This window comes from Paractinoplanes aksuensis (assembly GCF_024137025.1).
Taxonomy (GTDB): Bacteria; Actinomycetota; Actinomycetes; order Mycobacteriales; family Micromonosporaceae; genus Actinoplanes; species Actinoplanes aksuensis.
This window is the reverse complement of sequence record NZ_JAMYJR010000007.1, coordinates 1-23,025: the sequence shown is the minus strand read 5'-3', so window position 1 is coordinate 23,025 and position 23,025 is coordinate 1. Positions and strand designations below refer to the sequence as shown.

General features: G+C 68.5%; 19 protein-coding genes. 11 read left to right on the top strand and 8 right to left on the bottom strand.

Annotation, left to right across the window (positions count from 1 at the left end):
* The first annotated feature begins 31 nt into the window (after positions 1–31).
* Positions 32–2,155 carry a bifunctional SulP family inorganic anion transporter/carbonic anhydrase gene (locus M1L60_RS08170; protein ID WP_253236710.1) on the top strand — a complete coding sequence of 708 codons (2,124 nt, stop codon included), beginning with the start codon at positions 32–34 and terminating at the stop codon, positions 2,153–2,155.
* 208 nt (positions 2,156–2,363) lie between these two features.
* Here M1L60_RS08170 and M1L60_RS08165 read toward each other — a convergent pair whose 3' ends face one another.
* From M1L60_RS08165 to M1L60_RS08155, 3 genes are read right to left on the bottom strand one after another with little or no spacing between them, the layout of a single operon-like run.
* Positions 2,364–2,981, bottom strand: a complete 618-nt coding sequence (locus tag M1L60_RS08165) for a maleylpyruvate isomerase family mycothiol-dependent enzyme (RefSeq protein WP_253236709.1) — start codon at positions 2,979–2,981, stop codon at positions 2,364–2,366.
* Positions 2,978–3,412 (bottom strand): MarR family winged helix-turn-helix transcriptional regulator, encoded by a 435-nt coding sequence (locus M1L60_RS08160; RefSeq protein ID WP_253236708.1) that lies wholly within the window; start codon positions 3,410–3,412, stop codon positions 2,978–2,980. The genes M1L60_RS08165 and M1L60_RS08160 overlap by 4 nt, the downstream gene beginning before the upstream one ends.
* 18 nt (positions 3,413–3,430) lie before the next feature.
* A complete protein-coding gene (locus M1L60_RS08155) occupies positions 3,431–4,303 on the bottom strand; it encodes an SDR family oxidoreductase (RefSeq protein WP_253236707.1) in 873 nt (290 codons plus the stop codon).
* A 410-nt stretch (positions 4,304–4,713) separates the two neighbouring features.
* On the opposite strand from M1L60_RS08155, the gene M1L60_RS08150 reads away from it, so the two are divergent.
* Positions 4,714–5,298, top strand: a complete 585-nt coding sequence (locus M1L60_RS08150) for an Rv1352/Rv1906c domain-containing protein (protein ID WP_253236706.1) — start codon at positions 4,714–4,716, stop codon at positions 5,296–5,298.
* On the opposite strand, the gene M1L60_RS08145 is transcribed toward M1L60_RS08150, so the two are convergent.
* The gene (locus M1L60_RS08145; RefSeq protein ID WP_253236705.1) at positions 5,258–5,662 is read right to left on the bottom strand and encodes a hypothetical protein; all 405 of its coding nucleotides are present in this window, start codon (positions 5,660–5,662) and stop codon (positions 5,258–5,260) included. The two genes, M1L60_RS08150 and M1L60_RS08145, sit on opposite strands and share 41 nt — an antisense overlap.
* A 525-nt stretch (positions 5,663–6,187) precedes the next feature.
* On the opposite strand from M1L60_RS08145, the gene M1L60_RS08140 reads away from it, so the two are divergent.
* A complete protein-coding gene (locus tag M1L60_RS08140) occupies positions 6,188–6,775 on the top strand; it encodes a QsdR family transcriptional regulator (protein WP_253236704.1) in 588 nt (195 codons plus the stop codon).
* Positions 6,776–6,827: 52 nt separating this feature from the next.
* Here M1L60_RS08140 and M1L60_RS47740 read toward each other — a convergent pair whose 3' ends face one another.
* From M1L60_RS47740 to M1L60_RS08125, 3 genes are read right to left on the bottom strand one after another with little or no spacing between them, the layout of a single operon-like run.
* Positions 6,828–7,682 carry a tryptophan 2,3-dioxygenase gene (locus tag M1L60_RS47740; protein ID WP_253236703.1) on the bottom strand — a complete coding sequence of 285 codons (855 nt, stop codon included), beginning with the start codon at positions 7,680–7,682 and terminating at the stop codon, positions 6,828–6,830.
* Between the two features lie 46 nt (positions 7,683–7,728).
* On the bottom strand, positions 7,729–8,133 hold the full coding sequence (locus M1L60_RS08130; RefSeq protein ID WP_253236702.1) for a YchJ family protein: 405 nt from the start codon (positions 8,131–8,133) through the stop codon (positions 7,729–7,731).
* A 12-nt stretch (positions 8,134–8,145) separates the two neighbouring features.
* Positions 8,146–8,343, bottom strand: coding sequence for a hypothetical protein (locus tag M1L60_RS08125; RefSeq protein ID WP_253236701.1), 198 nt, complete (start codon positions 8,341–8,343; stop codon positions 8,146–8,148).
* A 532-nt stretch (positions 8,344–8,875) separates the two neighbouring features.
* On the opposite strand from M1L60_RS08125, the gene M1L60_RS08120 reads away from it, so the two are divergent.
* From M1L60_RS08120 to M1L60_RS08085, 8 genes are all read left to right on the top strand, one after another.
* Positions 8,876–9,862: a LacI family DNA-binding transcriptional regulator gene (locus M1L60_RS08120; protein ID WP_253236700.1), complete on the top strand. Its 987-nt coding sequence runs from the start codon at positions 8,876–8,878 to the stop codon at positions 9,860–9,862.
* A gap of 217 nt (positions 9,863–10,079) precedes the next feature.
* On the top strand, positions 10,080–11,465 hold the full coding sequence (locus M1L60_RS08115) for an ABC transporter substrate-binding protein (RefSeq protein WP_253236699.1): 1,386 nt from the start codon (positions 10,080–10,082) through the stop codon (positions 11,463–11,465).
* Positions 11,466–11,522: 57 nt separating this feature from the next.
* The gene (locus tag M1L60_RS08110; RefSeq protein WP_438862082.1) at positions 11,523–12,458 is read left to right on the top strand and encodes a carbohydrate ABC transporter permease; all 936 of its coding nucleotides are present in this window, start codon (positions 11,523–11,525) and stop codon (positions 12,456–12,458) included.
* Positions 12,459–12,462: 4 nt separating this feature from the next.
* Positions 12,463–13,335, top strand: a complete 873-nt coding sequence (locus M1L60_RS08105; RefSeq protein WP_253236697.1) for a carbohydrate ABC transporter permease — start codon at positions 12,463–12,465, stop codon at positions 13,333–13,335.
* A gap of 68 nt (positions 13,336–13,403) precedes the next feature.
* Positions 13,404–14,978 (top strand): glycoside hydrolase family 13 protein, encoded by a 1,575-nt coding sequence (locus tag M1L60_RS08100; protein WP_253236696.1) that lies wholly within the window; start codon positions 13,404–13,406, stop codon positions 14,976–14,978.
* A 36-nt stretch (positions 14,979–15,014) separates the two neighbouring features.
* Positions 15,015–17,306 (top strand): galactose-binding domain-containing protein, encoded by a 2,292-nt coding sequence (locus tag M1L60_RS08095; RefSeq protein ID WP_253236695.1) that lies wholly within the window; start codon positions 15,015–15,017, stop codon positions 17,304–17,306.
* 40 nt (positions 17,307–17,346) lie between these two features.
* A complete protein-coding gene (locus M1L60_RS08090) occupies positions 17,347–20,901 on the top strand; it encodes a galactose-binding domain-containing protein (RefSeq protein ID WP_253236694.1) in 3,555 nt (1,184 codons plus the stop codon).
* Between the two features lie 104 nt (positions 20,902–21,005).
* Complete coding sequence (locus tag M1L60_RS08085; protein ID WP_253236693.1) at positions 21,006–21,878, top strand: alpha/beta fold hydrolase; 873 nt, start codon at positions 21,006–21,008, stop codon at positions 21,876–21,878.
* On the opposite strand, the gene M1L60_RS08080 is transcribed toward M1L60_RS08085, so the two are convergent.
* Entirely contained in the window at positions 21,875–22,558 is a 684-nt protein-coding gene (locus M1L60_RS08080; protein WP_253236692.1) for a hypothetical protein, read from the bottom strand. The two genes, M1L60_RS08085 and M1L60_RS08080, sit on opposite strands and share 4 nt — an antisense overlap.
* Between the last annotated feature and the right edge of the window lie 467 nt (positions 22,559–23,025).

Here is a 23,025-nt window from a genome sequence, read left to right as displayed (position 1 = left end):
CGCGTTAACTCAATATGGGTACATTGCCGGAATGTCCGTCTTGAAGGCATTCCGGCATGACGTACCGGCGTCCATCGTCGTCTTCCTGATCGCCATCCCGCTCTCGCTCGGCATCGCGGCCGCCTCGGGCGCCCCGCTGCTGGCCGGCCTCATAGCGGCGGTGGTCGGGGGCGTCGTGGTGGGCCTGCTCAGTGGGGCGCCGTTGCAGGTCAGCGGGCCCGCGGCGGGGCTCACGGTGATCGTCGCCGGGACCATCGCCGAGTTCGGCTTCGCGGGGACTGCGGCCGTCGTCGCGCTGGCTGGTGGCGTACAGATAATTCTTGGTGTGGCCCGCCTGGGTCGCGCCGCCCTGGCTCTCTCACCCGCCGTCGTCCACGGCATGCTGGCCGGCATCGGCCTGGTCATCGCGCTCAGCCAGATCCACGTGCTGCTCGGCGGCGACGCCCAGAGCGAGGCCTGGAAGAACCTGCGCGACCTGCCGGCCCAGATCGTCGGCGGTCACGGCGTCTCGACCCTGCTCGGCGTGCTGGCCATCGCCATCCTGCTGGTCTGGCCCCGCCTGGTGAGAACCTCGCTGCTGCCGGCTGCGCTGGCCGCCGTCGTGGTCACCACCGCCCTGGCCGCCGCCCTCGGGGCCGACGTCAAACGGGTCGACCTGCCCGACCGGCCGCTCGACGAACTGATCTTCCCCCGCTGGCCCGACGCCGGACCGGGCGCGATCGCCCTGGCCGTGCTGACCATCGCCCTCGTGGCCAGCGTCGAATCCCTGCTCTCGGCCGTGGCCGTCGACCGCATGCACGACGGCCCCCGGGCCGACCTCAACCGCGAACTGGTCGCCCAGGGCGCCGGCAACACCGTCTCCGGCCTGCTCGGCGGCCTGCCGATCACCGGCGTCATCGTGCGCAGCTCGACCAACGTGGCCGCGGGTGCCCGCACCCGCACGTCGGCCGTTCTGCACGGCTTGTGGATCGCGGTCTTCGTGCTGCTGTGCGCGCCGCTGCTCGAGACCATCCCCATGGCGGCGCTGGCCGCGGTGCTGGTCGTGGTCGGGTTGCGGCTGATCAGCCTGGCTCAGATCCGCACCTACGTCCGGCACCGCGAACTGCCGACGTACCTGATCACCGCGGCCGGCGTGGTGGCCACGGACCTGCTCACCGGGGTCGCGCTCGGCCTCGGCGCGGCGGTGCTGGTCATGCTGTGGCGGCTCGCCCGCTGCGAAACCCGGGTGCTGGCGGGCGGCCCCGGCGAGTGGACGGTCACGATCAGCGGCTCGCTCGCCTTCGTCGGCTCGGGCCGGGTCGCGAAGGCGCTGGCCCTGGTGCCGGCGGGCGAGAAGGTCACTGTCGAACTGCACCTCGACTACCTCGACCACGGCGCCTTCCAGGTGATCGACGACTGGCGCGCCGCCTACACGCGTGCGGGCGGAACCGTGACCATGCGCGAGACCAACGACGGCTGGTTCTCCCGAGCCACCCACGATCGCCTCGGCGACGGCAAGACCACCCCCGCCCGCCGGTTCGGCTCGTGGACGCAGTGGCAGCGCCGCGACCGTCAGCGCCGCGACGCGATGGAAACCGGGATCCGCGAGTTCGAACGCAGCGTGGCGCCACTGGTGCGGCCGCACCTGGCCGGGCTGGCCCGCGACGGGCAGCAGCCGGAACAACTCTTCATCACCTGCGCTGACTCACGGCTGGTGCCGAACCTGATCACGACCAGCGGGCCGGGCGACCTGTTCTGCGTGCGGAACGTGGGCAACATCGTGCCGCCGCACGGGACGGGGGACTCGTCGGTGGGGGCGGCCATCGAGTTCGCGGTGGGAGTGCTGGGGGTCGGCGCGATCACGGTGTGCGGGCACTCGGGGTGCGGGGCGGTGCGGGCGCTGATGGAGGGCGGGTTCGCGAAGGACCAGGATCTGGGGCGCTGGCTGGCGCAGTCGGGGGTGGATTTCGCGGACTGCGACGACGAAGAGCACTGCGTAACGGCCAACGTGGCCCAGCAGCTGGTCAATCTGCGGACGTATCCGGTGGTGCGTTCGGCCGAGGCGGAGGGCAGGTTGAATTTGACCGGGCTCTACTTCGACCTGGCCGAGGCGCGCATGTACACGGTCGATCCGGACCGCCGGGTTCGCGAGCCGTTGCCTGTGAACGCAACGTAGTCAGACGCCGGGCTTGGCCCAGCTTTCAGCGCTGGTGATTCGTCGACGTCCGAACCAGTGCACGCCCAACCGGCCAGAACCCGCCCACCCAAGGGGGTAGGCCCCCGCTCGACATTATCGTCGGGTTCTGCATGATCACGCGGGCGTCCTGTGGACAGACCGCGTTTGTGGACAACGCTTGGAGCCGTCGCCCGCCGAACCCGTCCCCTCAAGCGAGTTGCTCGACTCCCGGGCCGCTGAGGTCGGGTAGGGCGGCGCGGCGGCCGGTTACTGCCATGCCCAGGGCTTCGATCGGGCCGGTCACCGTCGTCGGGCCGGCGCCGCTGGTCCAATCCGTGTCGGTGGCGACCAGGTGCAGCCCGATCAGGCGGCCGGGCGGGACCAGTGCGGGTGCGACGCCGGGCGAACAGAGGTAGTCGAGCAGCCGGCGCCAATGCTCGATCGGCACGTCGGCGGTCAGGCCCAGCGGCCGGGCGATGTCGCGCAGGTGCACGCACGTCTCGGCGAACGGCCCCATCGGCCCGACCCGCGGCGGATCGACGTGGTCACCGGCATGCGCGCGCAACAGGGCGATCAGTTCCGCCCGCGGACGCCGGGCCAGCTTACGAGTGAAGTGGTCGACCGTCCGGTCGGTGTCGCCCCGGAACCGGATCGAGGCCACGAAGAACTGCCCGAACCCGACCAGCATCGGTTGCACGAAGTGGGCGGCGAGATGGCGTACGGTCCACCCGCGGCACAAGGTCGCCGCCTCCCATTGCGTGTCGTCGAGGGTGTCGAGCAGGTCGGCGATCATGAGCCGGTTCTGACGGGTGAGCTCGTAGATCATCGCTCGGCCCGGCGTCGCACATCGCGGTTGAGGCTGCGGAGCACTTTGAGCGCGGTGGCGATCTCGTCGTCCGTGCAGTCGGCGGCCATCGCGTCGAGGTGCCCGAGCTCATCGGCGCGGATGCGCTCGAACCGCTTCGCGCCGGTGTCGGTCAGCTCGATCAGCACCGACCGCCGGTGCGCCGGATTCTCCCGAGCCACGGCCAGCCCGAGCGCGACAAGATCGTTGACGTGCCGCTGGATGCCCTGCCGCGCGAGGTCGAGCCGCTCGCCGATGGCCGGCGCGGTGGCCGGGCCGTGTTCGGCCAGCACTTCCAGCACGGCCCGGGTGCCGGCGGTCAGCCCACTGTCCGCCTCGACCACCCGCACCGAGTTGAGCACGAGCGGCCGCACATTCCGCAGCACCTCGTAAAGCGAAGCCCCTCTAGACATGACAACAATGATGTCATGTCACGCCTGGGTCGTCGAGTTCAGCTTCAAGAGTTCGGTGAGGCTCGTGGCGGGGTGGCCGGTGAGGTCGGGGATCGCCGTGCTCACTGCTTCCAGTTCGCCGTCGGCGATCGCGGTGTAGGTGCTCACCCACGCTTCGACCTGCCACTCCGGAGCGCCGTAGGAGGCCCTCGACGCGTACGCCTCGGGAAGGGTCTCGTTGTGGAAGCGGGCCGTCCGCCCGGTGGCCGCGGTGATCGCCGCCGCCACCTCGGTCAGGCTCAGCGCGATCGGCCCGGTCAGGTCATACGTACGCCCGGAATGCGCCCTCGGATCGCGCAGCACCGCCAAAGCCGCGTCCGCGATGTCGTCCTGAGCCACGACGGCCGCCCGCCCGTCCCCCGCCGGCCCGCGGATGACACCGTCCTCACCCACCATGAACGGCAGGAAGTCGGCATAGAGGTTGTCCCGCAGAAACGTGAAGTCGAGTCCGCTGCCCCGAATGTGCTCCTCGGTCGCCCAGTGATCGCGCGCGAGCGTGAAGGAGGCATCCGGCGCCGCCCCCATGAACGACGTGTAGACGAGCCGTTGAACCCCCGCCCGCACGGCCGCATCCACAAAGCTCCGGTGCTCATCCACCCGTTCCGGCGTCTCGGCCGCCGAAACCATGAACACGGTCTCGGCCCCCTCCAGCCCGCGCCGCACGGCCTCCCCGTCCCGGTACTCGGCCACGACGACTTCGGCCCCCGCCACCTCCGGCGCCCGCGCGGCATTCCGCACCATCAGCCGCTTCGCCCCGCCCAGCCTCCGAGCAACCCGCCCGCCCAGACGCCCACTGGCACCCGTGATCACGATCAAACCCATCCCCCCTTTGTACGCGGCCCAGCCACCCACCACCCCACGGACGTCCCTCGCCGTCTGGCTCCCACGCCGTCCAATCGTCAAGCCGCGCTGCCGTGCCTTCATCTGGCCCTGCTGTCGTCGTGCTGCGCGCCGCTGTCCAGCTGTGCTGTTTTCTGGGCGCGTTACGCGCTGTCTCTCCCCAGGCTTGGGCCTTGCCGGAAAGGCTCGTTCGTGGGTCGACTCGCGGAACCTGAACGGTGTCGGTCGTTCGGGCCGATCTTGGACGCGGATGGTCGATCCGGGCCTGTTCGGGGCGCAGGAGGCCGCGCAATCCGATTTGGTTAGCTTGACCGTTAATGGGCATTTGTCGGCACGCTCTCCGCGTCCGGCAAAGGCGGTGGTGCGGGCTCGGCTACCGGCAAGAACGAAGGAACATGATGAGCGCTTCACTTCGGCGTGGGATGGCGACGCGGCAGGTCGTCGTGGCGGCCGTGTACCTGGTGGGCGGGATCGCCGGCCTGTCGACGGGCCTGGCTCCCGCGGCCGCCGCGCCCAAGGCCACGATCCCGGGCACCGGCACGTACCTGGTGAACAAGGACTTTCAGGCCGGCGTCTACCGCTCGGTCGGCAACAGCGCCTGCTACTGGCAGCGTGCGACCGATGCCACCGGCGCCACCAGCAGCATCATCGCCAACGACATCGGCGACGGCCAGCGGCTCGTCTACGTCAAGCCCACCGACAAGGTCTTCAAGACCAGCGGCTGCAAGACCTTCACCCGCGTGACCCCCGCCGCGATGACCGCTAAGTCCACCAGGACGACGATCCCCGGCAACGGCGTCTACTTCGTAGGAGCCGACTTCACCCCCGGCACCTACCGCTCAACGGCCAACAAGGAGTTCTGCTACTGGGAACGTTCCCGCTCGGCCGACGGCGCCTCCAGCAACATCATCGCCAACGAGATCGCCCAGGGGCAGCTGCTGGTCACGATCAAGCCCGGCGGCGTGTTCAAGACCAGCAGCTGCACCACCTGGACGAAGGTCGCCTGACCGAACCCGCAAAGCTGAAGTCGGCCAGGCGATCAGCGCGAAGGGCCAGAGCGACGAAGGCCGTGAATCCCAGCATCCGCGGGCCGTCGGTGCTCACGGGCGGGAGCGACAGCCGTCGCATCTCCCACGCGACGATGCCGCGCGCGCTCTCGAGCACACCGGCTCGCCCTCGCGTCGCCCACACCAGGCCCGCGATGACCAGGAACACCGCCTCGACGACCCCGCTCAGCGCACCGAGCGACACCACGGGCAGCGGTCGCCCGGCTCGCATGACCAGGCGGAGCGCCCGGGCCGTCGCGGGCCGGCCCGGGCGAGCGGCCACATCGCCGGCCCCCGGCCCGGGTGGGCGAGCGCGAGAAAGCATCTCGGTCACCGTACGCGATGGCGCCGGGTCAGGCGGACGGCGGAGAAGGCGGCCACGGCCACGCCGCAGACGACGATCACGGCCTTTTGGAAGGTGGACCAGATACGCCCTAGGGATCGGGGAGGCACCCGGCCATGAAGCCGGCCGCCGAGCTCTGCTGCGGAAAACCACACCCCTGGAACGGGTGCTGGCCTCATTCCGGACAGCCGCCGACCGGTGCAGAGTGGGGCATCGGAAGCGAGCGGGGGCCCGCGGGAAGAGGGAGTGCGAGGCGCCGGCACGACGAGAGCAGGGCGCAACGGGGAGGGCGGAGCGAGGGGAGAGCGGGATCGAATCGCGGGGGAATCGATCCTGAGGACGGTCCGATCCGTATTCACCGGCGAGCGGGAATCGCGAGGCGGCGGCTGTAGCGGCAGCCTTCGATGTCCGACGGTATTGCGGACAGAGGGGCCGGTGGGGGATGAGATTCGGCAGAGGAAAACTGCACCGTGCTGGACGGGGTGAGCATCGGATCGGATGCGAGTCATGGCGGCGGTAGTGGGCGAGGAAAAGGCGAGCCGCCGGGTGGTCACGCATGATCAGGTCGTGCGGGCCGGGGTCGATCAATTCCTGGGGCGATCGACAATAGACATGGAGGCGCTGGCGGCCGGGATGGCGATCAGCCGGGCCACCTTGTATCGCGTCGCGGGTAGCAGGGATGCGCTGCTCGACGACGTTCTGCGGGCGCTCACCGAGGTGATGTTCGCCGAGTCGCGGGCGGCTCGCCGGGCGGCGGGTTTCGACGGAGTGGTCGAGATTTCACGGCATTTCGGGGAGCAGCTGCGCTCGCCGGTGCTGGAGACTTTTCTGTGGCAAGAGCCCGAGGCGGCATCGCGAGTATTGTTCACGCCGGCCGGTGGGGTGCACGAGAGCGCTGTTGCGAATCAGATTCAGATTTTCCGCGAGACCGGTCTGGCCGACGATTTGCCGCCGGGTACCGATTTGCCGCATCTCGCTTTTCTCTACGTGCGTATGGTCGGGGCGTTTTTCTATGCCGAGTTCTTCACCGGGCGCCCGTCGGATTTCGACGAACTCGTCCCCGCCCTGCGCTCACTGATGACCGCCGCGCCGTGACGGCGGGGCCGTGATGCCCGGGCCGCGGCCGCCGTGTTGTTGAGGGTGACGGTCAGTGGCGGGTTCCGATTTCTGTGCGTACGGCGTAGAGCTCGGGGAAGAACGTGAGGTCCAGCGCTGCCTTGAGGAAGGCGACGCCGCTCGAACCGCCGGTGCCGCGTTTGAAGCCGATGGTGCGTTCCACCGTTTTGAGGTGGCGGAACCGCCACAGCTGGAAGTTCTCCTCGATGTCGACCAGTTCTTCGCAGGCCTCGTAGGCCTCCCAGAACTGCTCCGGGTCGCTGTAGATGCGGACGAACACCGGGACCAGGTCGTCGTTGTAGCGGTAGGGCAAGGTCACGTCGCGCTGCAACAGTTCGACCGGCACGTCGTGGCCGTGGCGGTGCAGGAAGCGCAGGAACTCGTCGTACACGCTGGGGGCTTCCAGGGCTTCGGTCAGCATTTCGAGAGCGCTCTGGTCGTCTTCGAACAGCGACAGCATGCGCCGGTCTTTGTTGCCCAGGAGGAATTCGACGGCGCGATATTGATACGACTGGAAGCCTGAGGACGTGCCGAGGAAGCTGCGGAACTCGGCGTACTCGCTGGGGGTCAGCGTGGCCAGCACCGACCACTGTTCGGTGAGCGTGCGCTGGATGTGCTTGACCCGGGCCAGGCCCTTCAGCGCGGGGCGCAACTCGTCCTTGGCCAGGCGGCGGGTGACCTCGCGCAGTTCGTGCAGCACCAGCTTGAGCCACAGCTCGGAGGTCTGGTGCTGCAGGATGAACAGCAGCTCGTCGTGATGCTCGGGCACGCTGACCGGGTGTTGCGCGTTCAGCAGCTCGTCCAGGTGCAGGTAGGCGCCGTACGACAGGTTGACCCTGAAATCGCGGACCACGGAGTCCTCGATCGGCCGTTGGTTCTCCTCCACGCCGAAATCCCTCCTCGGATCATCCCTTGAAGGGAAGCACACCTGGTCAGACGTTGCTCAGCGAGCCGTCGGCCAGGATCGGGCCCCAGTACGCCCATTGTCCGTCGGACCGGACGAAACGACTGCGCTCGACCATGTCGCCGGGCTTGCCGTGATCTTTGTAGTGGGCGCGGAACTCGACGATGCCCTCGGCGTCGAACAGGCCGCCACCGCTGGTCCCGATGATGTCGAGACCCGTCCAGCGCAGTTTCGAGTCGGGCTCGATGCGGGCCGGCCGGGTCTTCGGGTGCCACGACTTCAGCACGTACGCGTCGTCGTCGAGGGCGAAGGCCGTGTAGCGCGATCGCATCAGCGCCTCGGCCGTGGCCGGGGGTTGACCCAGGTGGGCCGGCTCGCAGCACTCGGCGTAGGGCAGCCCGCGGCCACAGGGACAAAGCTTCGTCGACGCCATGGGCTCATCCTCTCAGCCGACCCGCATCGCACGCACACGGTCGGCCACCTCGGGCCCGATCCGTTCGGCCGCGCGCAGCCGGATCACCGAGTCGGGGTCGCGCCGGGCGAACTGCAGCAGGTCAGCCTGGTTCCATCGGCCTTGCTCGGCGCCGACGGTGTAGGCGAGTCGCCGCGCGATCGGCCGCCGCGCGGCCACGACCGGGGGCATCGGGTCCGGCTCGGGGCGGCCCGCCGCCGGCAACCGGTCGAACCAGAAGTCGCGCTCGGCCGGAGCGGGCGGCCGGCGCCGGCGATCCTGGTCGAGCCGGACCGTGAGCCGAGGGCGGTCGATCAGTACGGCCAGTTCGGTCCGGCCGAACGCCAGTGACTCCTACAGCGCGTCGAGCGCTGGCCCGCCGCCCCGGGCAGCCTCCTCCACCAATGCCATCGCGCCATCGTTCCCCGTCGGGCGAAGTTCCCGTCTGCCGAGTTTCCAGCGAAGGAGGGCGGAGGGCGGAGGGCGAGCGGCGTCGGATTTCGGCGGACGGCGTTATGGAACCGTGGCGCAAGTCGATGTCCGGTGCGTCATTGCGGTGAGCGACGACTTAATCGTTTCATCGGGGGTGGCCGGCGACAGCGTGCGACTTCGGGCCGTAGTCCGGTCGGACCGCTCCGCTGGCTCTTGCAAGGTCGAAGCAAGTGCGCGGCTGCGCTGCAAGACCTAGTTCGAAAATTGCAGCAATCTGCCCTAGTATTGCCGAATGACCAAACGTCTGGCCGAGGTGGCCAAGAAGGCGGGCGTCAGCGAGGCGACCGTCAGCCGGGTGCTCAACGGTCGCAACGGCGTGAGCGAGGCGACCCGCGCGTCCGTCCTGACCGCGCTCGACGTCCTGGGCTACGAGCGCCCGACCAAGCTGCGCGGTGAGCGCGGCCGCCTGGTCGGTCTCGTCCTGCCCGAGCTGCAGAATCCGATCTTCCCGGCGCTGGCCGAGGTGGTCACGGCCTCGCTGGCCCAGCGCGGCTTCACACCGCTGCTGGCCGCCCGCACCATAGGCGGTGTCCCCGAGCGCGACTACATCGAGATGCTGCTCGACCATCAGGTCTCCGGGGTCGTCTTCGCCGGTGGTTCTTATGCGCTGGCCGACGCCGAGCACGGGCACTACCGGGCGCTGACCGACCGCCGCATGCCGGTCGTCATGGTCAACGCCGGCGTCTCCGACCTGGGCTTCCCGCACATCTCCACGGACGACGCGGTGGCGGTCGAGCAGGCGTACGGGCATCTGCGGTCGCTGGGGCACGAACGCATCGGCATGGTCATGGGCCCGGAGGATCACGTGCCTTCGCGCCGCAAGCTGGCCGCCTTGGAGGGCAAGGAGATCCAGGTCGAGCGGACCAACTTCTCGATGGAGAGCGCCCGCCTGGCCGCGGCCAAACTGATCGACCGCGGCGTCACCGGCATGATCTGCGCGTCCGACGTGCTCGCGCTGGGGTCGATCCGGGCCGCGCGCCGGCTCGGCCTCGACGTGCCGGGTGACGTCTCGGTCGTCGGCTTCGACGATTCGGCCCTCATGACCTGCACCGATCCGCCGCTGACGACCGTGCGGCAGCCCATCGAGCTGATGGGCCAGTCGGCCGTCGACCTGCTCGTCAACCAGATCGAGGGCAGCGGCGTCGAGCCCGACGAGCTTCTTTTCGAGCCGGAGTTGGTGGTGCGCGGTTCGACCGCGCCCGCGCGTAAGCGCTACTGACCAGCAAGTTTCTTCCTGAAGGGCGGGCCAACTGGCCCGCCCTTCGTCGTGCGGGCCCAATCGTCAAGCGGTCGCGTTTTTTCTTTCTACAGTCGGCTTCTTGCGGTGATGCCGTTGGACTTTGTATCGTCACGTCCACGAAACATGCGAGACCCAAGTCACAAGATCACGCCTATCAGCGATGGCCATGGATACCCGTTCCCGAAGGGATGGACAGATGTCCGTACCGCAGTACCGGAAGGCAGCGGCGCTCGCGCTCGTGGCCGGCCTGGGGCTCAGCCTCACGGCGTGCTCCACGAAGAGCAGCGACGACAACGGCGGGACAGACGCCGCCGGCAAGGTCACCATCACGGTCGACTGCCAGCCGGTCGGCGCGCAGAAAGAGCTGCTGGCCAACTGGAACGCCGACGTCGCCGAGTTCCAGAAGCAGAACCCCGACATCACGATCAAGAGCGTCAGCGTCGGCGAGCAGTGCAACAACCCGCCGGACTTCACGGCCCGCCTGGCCGGCGGCACGATGACCGACGTCTTCTACGGCTACATGACCGACCTGCAGCAGGTGCTCGACAGCGGCCAGGCCATGGACATCACCCAGTACGCGACCAAGGACACCGTCCCGACCTGGGACAGCGTCGACCCCGCGCTCAAGGAGGTCTTCACCGAGGAGGGCAAGCTCTACGCCGTCCCGGTGAAGAACTACTCGATGGGCCTGGTCTACAACAAGGCGCTGTTCAAGAAGGCCGGCCTCGACGCCGAGAACCCGCCCAAGACCTGGGCCGAGGTGCGGGAAGCGGCCAAGAAGATCGCCGCGACCGGCAGCGGCATCGCGGGCTACTCGGAGTACAGCGCGGGCAACACCGGCGGCTGGCACTTCACCGCGATGACCTACTCGCAGGGCGGCAAGATCCTTGGTGAGGACGGCAAGAAGGCCGCCTTCAACGACGCCGCGGGCAAGCAGGTGCTGCAGAACCTCAAGGACATGCGGTACGGCGACAACAGCATGGGCACCCGTCAGCTGCTGCAGTGGGGCGACCTGCTGACCAACGCCGGCGCGGGCAAGGTGGGCATGTTCATCGGCGCCCCCGACGCCACGCAGGCCATCGTCAGCCAGTTCCAGGGCAAGTACGAGGACTGGGCGATGGGCCCGATGCCGGGTCAGGACGGTCCGGCCAAGGGCACGCTGGGCGGCGGCGAGGGCTACTTCTTCAAGAAGGACCTCACCCCCGAGCAGGTCAAGGCCGGTCTGAAGTGGATCGCCTACCAGAAGCTGACGCCGGGCAAGGGCCAGCTCGACTACGCCCGGGCCAAGCCGCAGAACTACCCGGTCGGCCTGCCCCAGCCGCTGCTGTTCACCAACGGCAGCGACGCGCAGAAGCAGGAGCTCGAGCTGCGCAAGGCCAACGCCAACGTCGACACCGCCAACTTCAAGGTGTTCGAGGACAACCCGGTGCCGATCGTGGGCGAGCCCCGCAACGCCCAGGCCATCTACGCGGTCCTCGACTCGGCGATGTCGGGTGTGCTGACCAACCCCAACGCCAACATCGACTCCCTGCTCAAGACGGCCGAGACCAAGGTCAACCAGCTCCAGGCCGCCGGCAGCTAATCGAGAGCGCGCGGGAGCCGGAAAGCGGCTCCCGCGCCATCAACACAGGAGCCAAAGTTGGCGATCATGACAGCGCCGGCCGTCACCACGAAGCCCACGCCCGCGCCCACAGTCTCCAAACGCGGCCGCAAGCTGAGGGACAACCTCACCGGCCACGCGTTCCTGATCGGGGCGGTCGTCTGCTTCGCCCTCTTCATGTGGTACCCGATGATCCGCGGCGTCGTGATGAGCTTCCAGCGCACCCGGCGCGGCGAGACGACCTGGGTCGGCTGGGACAACTACACCCGCATCATCGCCGACCCCAGCTTCTGGGTCGCCTGGAAGAACACGTTCATCTTCACGATCATGGCTCTGGTCGTCGGCTACGTGCTCCCGTTCTTCGTGGCGATCCTGCTCAACGAGTTCCGGCACGCCAAGGGCTATCTGCGGATCCTGGTCTACCTGCCGGTGATGCTGCCCCCGGCGTCCGCGCTCTTTCTCTTCAAGTACTACGCGTACGACCCCAGCGACGCCGGCCTGTTCAACGCGATCCTGAAGTTCCTGCACCTGCCGACCTCGGAGTGGATGCAGTCGCCGACGATGACGATCCCGGCCATGGTGATCGCCTCGACCTGGATGAACATGGGCAGCGCGGTGCTGATCTACCTCGCCTCGCTGCAGAACATCCCGGGCGAGCTGTACGAGGCGGCCGAACTCGACGGCGCGGGCATCTGGCGCCGCATCTGGAGCGTCACGATCCCGCAGACCCGCCTGATCCTCGCGTTGCTGGCCATGTTGCAGATCGTCGCCACCATGCAGCTCTTCATCGAGCCGCTGATCCTGGCCAACGGGGCCGGCACCCAGGACTCGGCGACCTCGGTGGCCTACCTGATCTATCAGCACGGCTTCTTCCAGAACGATCTCAACGGCGCGGCCGCGCTCGGCGTGATCATGTTGATCGTCCTGGCCGCCTTCTCCGCCGTGTACGTGCGACTGACGACGAAACAGGACTGAGACGATGTCCCGAACCCTCATCTCGCAAGCCCAGTTGCGGCGCGGACGCGGCAAGTACCTCTACTGGACGCTGCTCGCAGTCGTGGTCGCCGGCTTCACGCTCGTCTTCCTGGGGCCGCTCTACTGGATGGTCACGGGCGCGCTCAAGTCGGGGCAAGAGATCGCGCAGACCCCGCCGACGCTGTGGCCCCAGGACCCGCAGACGCAGAACTACGTCGACGCCTGGAACAACCTCGACCTGGCCAAGCTGATGTTCAACACGTTCTATTACGCGGCCGGCGCGGTCTTCTTCCAGCTCGTCTTCGACACCGCGGCGGCGTACGCCCTGTCGAAGCTCCGCCCGGCCTTCGGCAACGTAATTCTGGGGTTGATGCTGGCCACGCTGATGATCCCGGCCATGGTGCTGATCGTGCCGCAGTACGTGACGGCCATCGACCTGCCGATCATCCACGTGAATCTGCTCGACTCGCCGTGGGCCATCTGGCTGCCGCTGATCGCCAACGCGTTCAACATCTTCCTGCTCAAGCGGTTCTTCGACTCGATCCCGGAGGACCTGATCGCGGCGGCCCAGGTGGACGGCGCGTCGCCGCTGCGCACGCTGTGGTCGATCATCCTGCCGATGTCGCGGCCGATCCTCGGCGTGGTCTCGATCTTCGCGGTGACCGCGGTCTGGAAGGACTTCCTGTGGCCGAAGCTGGTGATGCCGTCACCGGAGACGCGCACGCTCAGCGTCGGCATCTACGCCTTCAGCGGGGGCACGCCGCAGAACGTCGTCATCGCGGCCAGTGTCATCGCCGCCGTCCCCACGGTGATCATCTTCCTGCTCTTCCAGCGCAACATCATGTCCGGCCTCACGACCGGCAGCCTCAAGGGCTGACTTAATACACAAATCGGGCGGCCTGCGACAGGTCGTCGAACCCACTGTGCACAGAAAGCGGGTTTCCAGTGTCTGACAAAGACTCCCAGTGGTGGCGCGACGCGGTGATCTACCAGGTCTATCCGCGCAGCTACGCCGACGCGAACGGCGACGGCGTGGGCGACATCGCGGGCATCCGGGCCCGGCTGGGACATCTGCGTGACCTCGGCGTCGACGCGATCTGGATGAGCCCGTGGTACCCGTCGCCGATGGCCGACGCCGGCTACGACGTGGCCGACTTCCGCGACATCGACCCCGTGTTCGGGTCGCTGGCCGAGGCCGAGGCGCTGATCGAGGAGGCGCACGCGGCCGGCATCCGCATGATCGTCGACATCGTGCCCAACCACATCTCCAGCGAGCACCCGTGGTTCAAAGCCGCTCTCAAAAGTAAAGAAGCGAAGGAGCGCGACTACTTCTGGTTCCGCCCGGGGCGAGGTGAGAACGGCGACGAGATGCCGACGGACTGGCGAGGGGAGTTCGGCGGCACCACCTGGACCCGTACGCCGGACGGCTCTTGGTATTTGCATTTGTTCACGCCCGAGCAGCCGGACCTGAACTGGGACCACCCGGACGTGCGGGCCGAGTTCGAGAGCATTCTGCGCTTCTGGTTCGACCGCGGGGTCGACGGCATCCGGATCGACTCGGCCGCGCTGCTGCTCAAGGACCCCGAACTGCCCGAGGTGCTGGAGGACACTCCGCATCCGTTCCACGACCTCGACGGTGTGCACGAGGTCTACCGGGCGTGGCGGCGCGTTTCCGACTCGTACGGTGGGGACCGCGCCCTCATCGGCGAGGTGTGGATGCCCGACATCGAGCGCTTCGCCAACTACCTGCGGCCCGACGAGCTGCACGCGGCCTTCAACTTCGACCTGCTCGGCTGCGCCTGGGACCCGGAGCTGATGCGCGAGAGCGTCGACCGCACCCTGCTCGCCCACAAGGCGATCGGCGCCCCGGCCACCTGGGTGCTGTCCAACCACGACGTCACCCGGCACGTCACCCGTTATGGCCGCGAGAACACCACGTTCAGCTTCGAGAACAACCTCGACGGCACCCCGGTCGACCTCGAGCTGGGCACCCGCCGGGCCCGTGCGGCGGCGCTGCTCTCGCTGTCGCTGCCCGGCGCTGCCTACATCTACCAGGGTGAGGAGCTCGGGCTCTGGGAGAACGAGAACATCCCGCCCGAGCAGTTCCAGGATCCGATGTGGGGCCGCCGCGGGCACAGCCGGGACGGCTGCCGGGTGCCGCTGCCGTGGACCGGCGACGAGGCGCCGTTCGGCTTCACCACCGCCACGCCCTGGCTGCCCCAGCCGGCCGAGTGGAAGGACCGCACGGCCCAGGCCCAGACCGGCGACCCGAACTCGATGCTCGAGCTCTACCGTTCGGCCATCAAGCTGCGCCATGCCTCGCTGGGGCCGGAGTTCTCGTGGCTCGACCTCGGGTCGTCGGTGCTCGCGTTCTGCCGCGGCCACGACTTCGCCTGTGTTCTCAACATGTCGGGCGCCCCCATCGCCCTCCCGCCGCACCGGACCGTTCTGCTCGCCAGTGGCCCTCTCGACGGTGACCGCCTCCCCCCGGACACCGCCGTTTGGATGCGCCTTTCCTGAAACCTCGGGGGCTGGCCACCTGAGAAAGGGTTCCCCATGGCCAACCGCTTCACTCGGCGTGCGCTCGCTGCCCTCACAGCGGGCGCCACCGTCGCAGTTTCTCTGTGGATCGCTCACCCGGCCGAGGCGGCCGGACTGTCCCCGTTCGACATCGCCGGTCGCGGCGCGACGGTTCCCTTCGTCGAGATCGAGGCCGAGAAGGCCGCGCACAACGGCACCTCCACCGGCACCAGCCGCGTCTACGGCCGGCTGTCGTCGGAGGCGTCCGGCCGCGAGGCGATCACCCTCGACGCGGCCGGCGAGTACGTCGAGTTCACGCTGACCAAGCCGGCCAACGCGGTGACCTTTCGCTACAGCATCCCGGACAACGCGGCCGGCACCGGTCGCGACGCCTCGCTCGATCTGCGGACCGGCTCTACGCTGATCAAGACGGTCCCGGTGACCTCGAAGTACAGCTGGTACTACGGTTACTACCCGTTCTCCAACAACCCGGGTGACCCGCTGCCGCACCACTTCTACGACGAGGCGCGGGCAATGTTCGGCACCACCTATGCGGCGGGCACCAAGATCCGGCTGCAGGTCTCGTCGACCGCGCAGTCGCCGTCGTTCACCATCGACCTGGCCGACTTCGAGAACGTGCCGGGCCCGATCGCCAAGCCGTCCGGGGCCATCGACGTGGTGGCCGACTACGGGGCCGACCCGAGCGGCGCCACCGACTCGACGGCCAAGTTCCAGGCGGCGGTGAACGCGGGCGCCTCCTCGGGCCGGGTCGTCTACGTTCCGCCCGGCACCTTCACGCTCTACAGCCACGTCATCGTCGACCGGGTCACGCTGGCCGGCGCCGGACCCTGGTACAGCGTGCTCGGCGGGCGGCACCCGACGCAACGCAATCTGGCCGCCGGCATCTACGGCAAGTACGTGGGGGAGGGCGGCCCGAGCCAGAACGTCGTGGTGCGCGATCTGGCCGTGATCGGCGACATCCGCGAGCGGGTCGACAACGACCAGGTCAACGCGTTCGGCGGGGCCATGTCGAACTCGACCATCGACAACGTGTGGATGCAGCACACCAAGGTCGGGGCGTGGATGGACGGGCCCATGGACCGGTTCACCATCAGGAACAGCCGGATCCTGGACCAGACGGCCGACGGCGTCAACTTCCACATCGGCGTCACCAATTCGACCGTCACCAACACTTTCGTACGCAACACCGGGGACGACGCGTTGGCCATGTGGGCCGAGAACGTGCCCAACGTCGGCAACTCGTTCACCCGCAACACGATCGTGGCCCCGATCCTGGCCAACCACCTCGTCAGCTATGGCGGCCGGGACATCGTGATGACCGACAACGTGGTCAGCGAGTCGGTCTCCAACGGCGGCGGGATCCACGTGGGCAACCGGTATCCGGGGGTGACCGGGCCGACCGCGGTCGCGGGCACCTGGACGCTGGCCCGGAACACGCTGATCCGGGCCGGGAACTCCGACTACAACTGGAATTTCGGGATCGGGGCGCTGTGGTTCTGGGGTGATCAGGGGCCGATCACGGGGGCCACGATCAACGTCACCGATACCGACATCCTCGACAGCTCGTACGCGGGCATCCAGTGGATCGGCAACCAGACCACCGGGTTGAACCTGACCAACGTGACCATCGCCGGGGCGGGGACGTTCGCGTTGCAGGCCCAGGCGCCGGCTTCGGCCCGGTTCACCAACGTCCGGGCCTCGGGGATCGCGCAGAGCCAGACCGTCTACAACTGCGCGGGATCCGGTCTGCAGATCGCCGACGGTGGCGGCAACTCCGGCTGGTCGACCGCCAACTCGTACTGCGGCCCGTGGCCGGCGCCGCAGTACAACAACAATCCGACCACGCCTCCCACGACGCCGCCGACCACGCCCCCCACTACGCCGCCTGCCGGAAACCTCGCGGCTGGTCGGCCTGCCGCGGCGACGAGCCAGACCGATGTTTACGCCCCGGCCAACGTCACCGACGGCAACGCCAACACCTACTGGGAGAGCCGCAACAACGCCTTCCCCCAGTCCATCACGGTCGACCTCGGCTCTTCACGGTCGATCGCGCGGCTCGTACTCAAGCTCCCGCCGGCCACGGCGTGGGCCACCCGCACCCAGACCCTGTCGGTTCTGGGCAGCACCGACGGCGGCTCGTTCTCCACCCTGAAGGCGAGCGCCGGTTACTCCTTCAACCCCGCATCCGGCAACACCGCCACCGTCACCTTCCCCGCGGCCACCGCGCGCTACGTGCGAGTGACCATCACCGGTAACACCGGCTGGCCCGCCGGCCAGCTCTCCGAGTTCGAGGTCCATCCCTCCTGAGCCCGTCCCCGCTCTGCCTCGAAGAAAGGTGCGCTCCCGCATGTCCAGATTGAGAAGAAGATTCCTCGCGGCGGCCGTCGCCGCGGGTGTGGTCGCCGCCCTCGTCCACGCTCCGGCCGCGAACGCCGCCGGCCCGAACCTGGCCGCCGGCAAGACCTTCAGCGCAAGTAGCTTCAACGACGTCTACTCGGCCGGCAACGCCGGTGACGGCAACGCCAGCTCGTACTGGGAAAGCAACAACAACGCCTTCCCGCAGTGGCTCCAGGTCGACCTGGGCACCGCCACCCAGGTCAACCAGGTGGTCCTCAAGCTGCCGCCGGCCACCGCCTGGGCCGCCCGCACGCAGACCCTCTCGGTGCAGGGCAGCACCAACGGCACGTCGTACGACACCCTCAAGGCCAGCGCCGGGTACGCCTTCAACCCGGCGAGCGCCAACACCGTGACCATCGATTTCACCGCCGCCAGCGCGCGCTTCGTGCGGGTCAACGTCACCGGCAACACCGGCTGGCCCGCGGCGCAACTCTCCGAGCTCGAGGTCTACGGCCCCGTCTCGGGTGGCGACACCCAGGCCCCGTCCGTGCCCGGCAACCTGGCCTTCACCCAGCCCGGTAGCGACCAGATCCGGCTCACCTGGTCGGCCTCGACCGACAACGTCGGCGTCACCGGCTACGACGTGTTCGCCAACGGCGTGCTGCGCACCAGCGTGGCCGGCAATGTGCTGACCTACACCGACACGCAGCCGGCCAGTGCCACCGTCACCTATCAGGTGCGGGCCAAGGACGCTGCGGGCAACACCTCGGCGCTCGGCACCGCGGTCACCCGCAACGGCACCTCCGGTCCGGGCAGCAACCTGGCCCAGGGCAAGCCGATCGAGGCGTCGTCGACGATCCACACGTTCGCGGCCACCAACGCGAACGACAACAACACCGCCACGTACTGGGAAGGCAGTGCCTACCCGGCCACGCTGACGGTCAAGCTCGGCGCGAACGCGGCCCTGTCGTCGGTCGTGGTCAAGCTCAACCCGGACAGCTCGTGGGGCGCCCGGCAGCAGACGTTCTCGATCCTCGGCCGTGAGCAGAGCTCGAGCACGTTCACGACGATCGTGGGCTCGGCCTCGTACTCGTTCAACCCGGCCTCGGGCAACACGGTGACCATTCCGGTCAGCGCGACGGCGGCCGATCTGCGGTTGTCGTTCACCGCGAACTCGGGCGCGCCCAGCGGTCAGGTCGCCGAGCTGCAGGCGATCGGCACCGCGGCCCCCAACCCGGACCTGACGATCACCGGCACCACGGCCTCGCCGGCCTCCCCGGTCGAGACCGATTCCGTCACGCTGTCGGCCACCGTGCGCAACGCGGGCGGCGTGGCCGGCCCGGCTTCCAACGTCAACTTCTACTTGGGTACGACCAAAGTCGGCACCGCGAACGTCAGCGCGCTCGCGGCGGGCGCCCAGGCGACCGTCTCGGCCAACATCGGGGCTCGCGACGCCGGGTCGTACCAGGTCGTGGCCAAGGTCGACGAGGCGAACACGGTCATCGAGTCCAACGAGGCCAACAACTCGTACACCAGCCCTTCGGCCCTGGTGGTGACCCCGGTCAGCAGCTCCGACCTGGTCGCCTCCGCGGTCAGCTGGTCGCCGGGCACGCCGGCCGCGGGCAACACGGTCACCTTCTCGGTCACGCTGAAGAACCAGGGCTCGGCGGCCTCGGCCGGTGGCGCCCACGGGGTCACGCTGACCGTGCTCAACGGGTCGTCGGTGGTGCGCACGCTGACCGGCTCGTGGACCGGCACACTGGCCGCGGGCGCGTCGTCCCCGGCCATCAACATGGGCACGTGGACGGCCGCGAACGGGCGCTACACCGTACGTACAGTAATTGCCAACGACGCCAACGAGCTGCCCGTGAAGCAGGCCAACAACACGAGTGAGAAGCCGTTCTTCGTGGGCCGGGGCGCGAACATGCCGTTCGACATGTACGAGGCCGAGGACGGCCAGACCGGTGGCGGCGCGGCCGTGATCGGGCCCAACCGGACGGTCGGCGACCTGGCCGGCGAGGCGTCGGGGCGGCGGGCCGTGACGCTCAACCAGACCGGGGCGTACGTGCAGTGGACCAGCCGGGCCGCGACGAACACCGTGGTCGCGCGCTTCTCGATCCCGGACGGCACGACCAGCTCGATCAACGTCTACGTCAACGGCACGCTCAACAAGACCCTGCCGCTGACCTCGAAGTACGCGTGGCTCTACGGCAACGAGGCGGCCCCGCAGAACTCGGGCACCGGGCCGCGGCACATCTACGACGAGGCCAACATCCTGCTCACCGGCTCGTTCCCGGCCGGCAGCACGATCAAGCTGCAGAAGGATGGCGCCAACTCGGGCAGCATCGCGATCGACTTCATCAACCTGGAGCAGGTCGCGCCGAAGGCCAACCCGGATGCCGCCCGTTACGTCGTGCCCTCCGGCTTCGATCAGCAGTCGGTGCAGAACGCGCTGGACACGGCCCGTCAGGACTCGTCGAAGCTCGGCGTCTACCTGCCCGCCGGTGAGTACCAGACGTCGTCGAAGTTCCAGGTGTACGGCAAGTCGATCCGGGTCGTCGGGGCCGGGCCCTGGTACACCCGCTTCAACACCCCGTCGTCGCAGACCGAGACGGACGCCGGCTTCCGGGCCGACAGCACGGCCAACGGGTCGACGTTCGCCGACTTCGCGTTCTTCGGCAACTACACGATCCGCATCGACGGCCCCGGCAAGGTCTTCGACTTCGCCAACACGGCCAACATCACCATCGACAACATCTGGGCCGAGCACGTGGTGTGCCTCTACTGGGGCGCCAACACCGACAACATGGTGATCAAGAACAACCGGATCCGGAACACGTTCGCCGACGGCGTCAACATGACCAACGGCAGCGTCGGCAACCTGGTCGACAACAACGAGGCCCGGGCCACCGGCGACGACAGCTTCGCGCTGTTCTCGGCGATCGACGCGGGCGGGGCCGACGAGATCAACAACGTCTACTCCAACCTCACGTCGATCCTGACCTGGCGGGCCGCGGGCATCGCGGTCTACGGCGGGTACGCCAACACGTTCAAGAACATCTACATCGCGGACACCCTGGTCTACTCGGGCATCACGATCAGCTCGCTCGACTTCGGCTACCCGATGAACGGGTTCGGCGCCAACCCGCCGACGGTCTTCGACAACATCTCGATCGTCCGGGCCGGCGGCCACTTCTGGGGCGCGCAGGTCTTCCCGGCGATCTGGGTGTTCAGCGCGTCGAAGGTCTTTCAGGGCATCCGGGTCTCGAACGTCGACATCGTCGACCCGACCTACTCCGGAATCATGTTCCAGACCAACTACGTGGGCGGGCAGCCGCAGAACATCGTCAAGGACACGATCTTCACCAACGTGACGATCACCGGGGCGCGTAAGAGCGGTGACGAGTACGACGCCAAGTCCGGCTACGGCATCTGGGCCAACCCGCTGCCCGAGGCCGGTCAGGGGCCCGCGGTGGGCTCGGCCACCTTCACCAACCTGCAGATGAGCAACAACTACCGCGACATCGAGAACCCGACCTCCACCTTCACGATCATCCGCAACTGACCAGTCACTCCTTTCGGGGCCCGCGTACGCCGTACGCGGGCCCCTTCGTGTCGTGCTCCGTCGGTTGGGCGGCGGCGACGCGTCCGCATGCGTACATTCGTGCCGTGGAACGCATCGTCCTGCCTGACGGCCGCACGCTCGAATACCTGGTCGAGGGCCCACCCGGCGGCCTGCCCCTGGTGCTGCATCACGGCACCCCGAGCGGAGCCGTCCGCTACGAGCCCCTCATCGAGTCCGCCCTGCGCCACGGCCTGCGCTTCGTCGAGGCCAGCCGCCCCGGCTACGGCGGCTCCACCCCGCACCCCGGCCGCCGCGTGGCCGACGTCGCCGGCGACACCGCCGCCCTGCTCGACGGCCTCGAGGCGGCCCACTTCGTGACGGTCGGCTGGTCCGGCGGCGGCCCCCACGCCCTGGCCTGCGCGGCCCTGCTCCCCGGCCGCTGCGTCGGCGCCGCCACCATCGCCGGCGTGGCCCCCTACGACGCCTCCGGCCTGGACTGGCTCGACGGCATGGGCGAAGAGAACATCGCCGAGTTCCAGGCCGCGGCCACGGGCGTACAGCCCCTGGACAAGTTCCTCTCCGGCATGGCCGACGACCTGTCCCGGGTAACCGCAGCCGACGTGGTAGCGGCCTTCGGCGACCTGCTGTCCGAGGTGGACAAGCGCGCCCTGACCGGCGGCTTCGCCGAGTACCTGGCCGAGTCGACCCGCTACGCCGTCTCGGCCGGAATCGCCGGCTGGCGCGAGGACGACCTGGCCTTCCTGGCCGACTGGGGTTTTGCCCTTTCCGACATCCGAGTCCCGGTAGCCATCTGGCAAGGCGACCAGGACCGCATGGTCCCACCCGCCCACGGCCACTGGCTGGCCCACCACGTCCCCGGCGCCGAGGTCCACCTGAGCCCCGACGAGGGCCACCTCTCCCTGATAGCCAACTTCGACGAAATCGTCGACAACCTGCTCGCCCACATCACCGTCTAGCCGCCACTACCGGCCACGCGCCTTCGTCCTCCGCTGCTCGGTGTGGGCCGGCGCGCGAGGACACGCTCGATCGTGCTCACCCGCGCCAAAATCTTGGTGACCCCAGGCGCCAGGTATTCCGCAAGCTCGCAGACGCGGTGCAGGTCCGCCTCAAGATGACGCATATGAATCGGCTCGTGGTGCATGATGCGGTTGCGGAACAGCCTGAGGCTGTTCAGGTGGGTGTACATCTCGCGGCGCGACCTGCGATAGCCCGGTCGGAAGGCGCGATACAGAGCCGGCCGCCACATGGCCGCCTCGTTGCTGCGGCTGGTGAGGGAAACCCAGAAGCCGAACGGCATCGCCGCCACGATGTCGTCCTCATTGGGAGGACGACCGTTCGTCCGTCTGAGCTTCTGGTAGGCATCGGTGATCAGGTGGGTACCGTCGCCGGCCGGCCGGGCTGTCGTCCACCAGTCGGATCGCGCGTAGTAGAGGGTCAGCTCCTCGTGCAGAGCGTTGCGCAAGACGATTTCCAGACAGTGCAGCGCCGCGTAGAAGGCAGCCGAGGCTTCGACGTTCCACCAGTAGAGGCGCACTGCCGCCGATTCGTCACCTCCGCAGCTTTGAACGTAGGGCGCGAATCGCGGCACGGAGAAGAAGCTCTTGACCCACTCGACTTCGGCCTCAGACGTGAGCACGGGAGTCCTCCGGCAGGATCAGGTTGGGCCGAAGCTGTGCTACCCTTCTTCGCGTACGCCCCGGGACCCGCCTCTGCTTGCAAGCGGCCCGGGGCATAGCTATTTCTGGCGAGCTGTCTATCCCGCGAGTACTTGAGTGCGTGGCACCAGACGGCGGCGATTCGTGTGAACACATCGCCGGCACCTCCTCAAACCTGGTCACTGGAAAACTGGTCGCATGCACTCTAGTCTCCTGCCTAGTGTTACGGTAAAGTGGCTTGTTGTGGGCTCCGGGATTCGCCTCTGCTTGCATGCGACCCGGGGCAACGTCTTGTGGTTCCAGCGACGACGAAGCGGGGGGGCCCCCCCCCCGGGGGGGGGGGGGGGGGGGGGGGGGGGGGGGGCGGGGCGGCGGGGGGGGGGGGGGCGGCGCGGGGGGCGGGGGGGGGCCCCGGGGGGGGGGGCGGGGCGGGCGGGGGGCCGCCCGC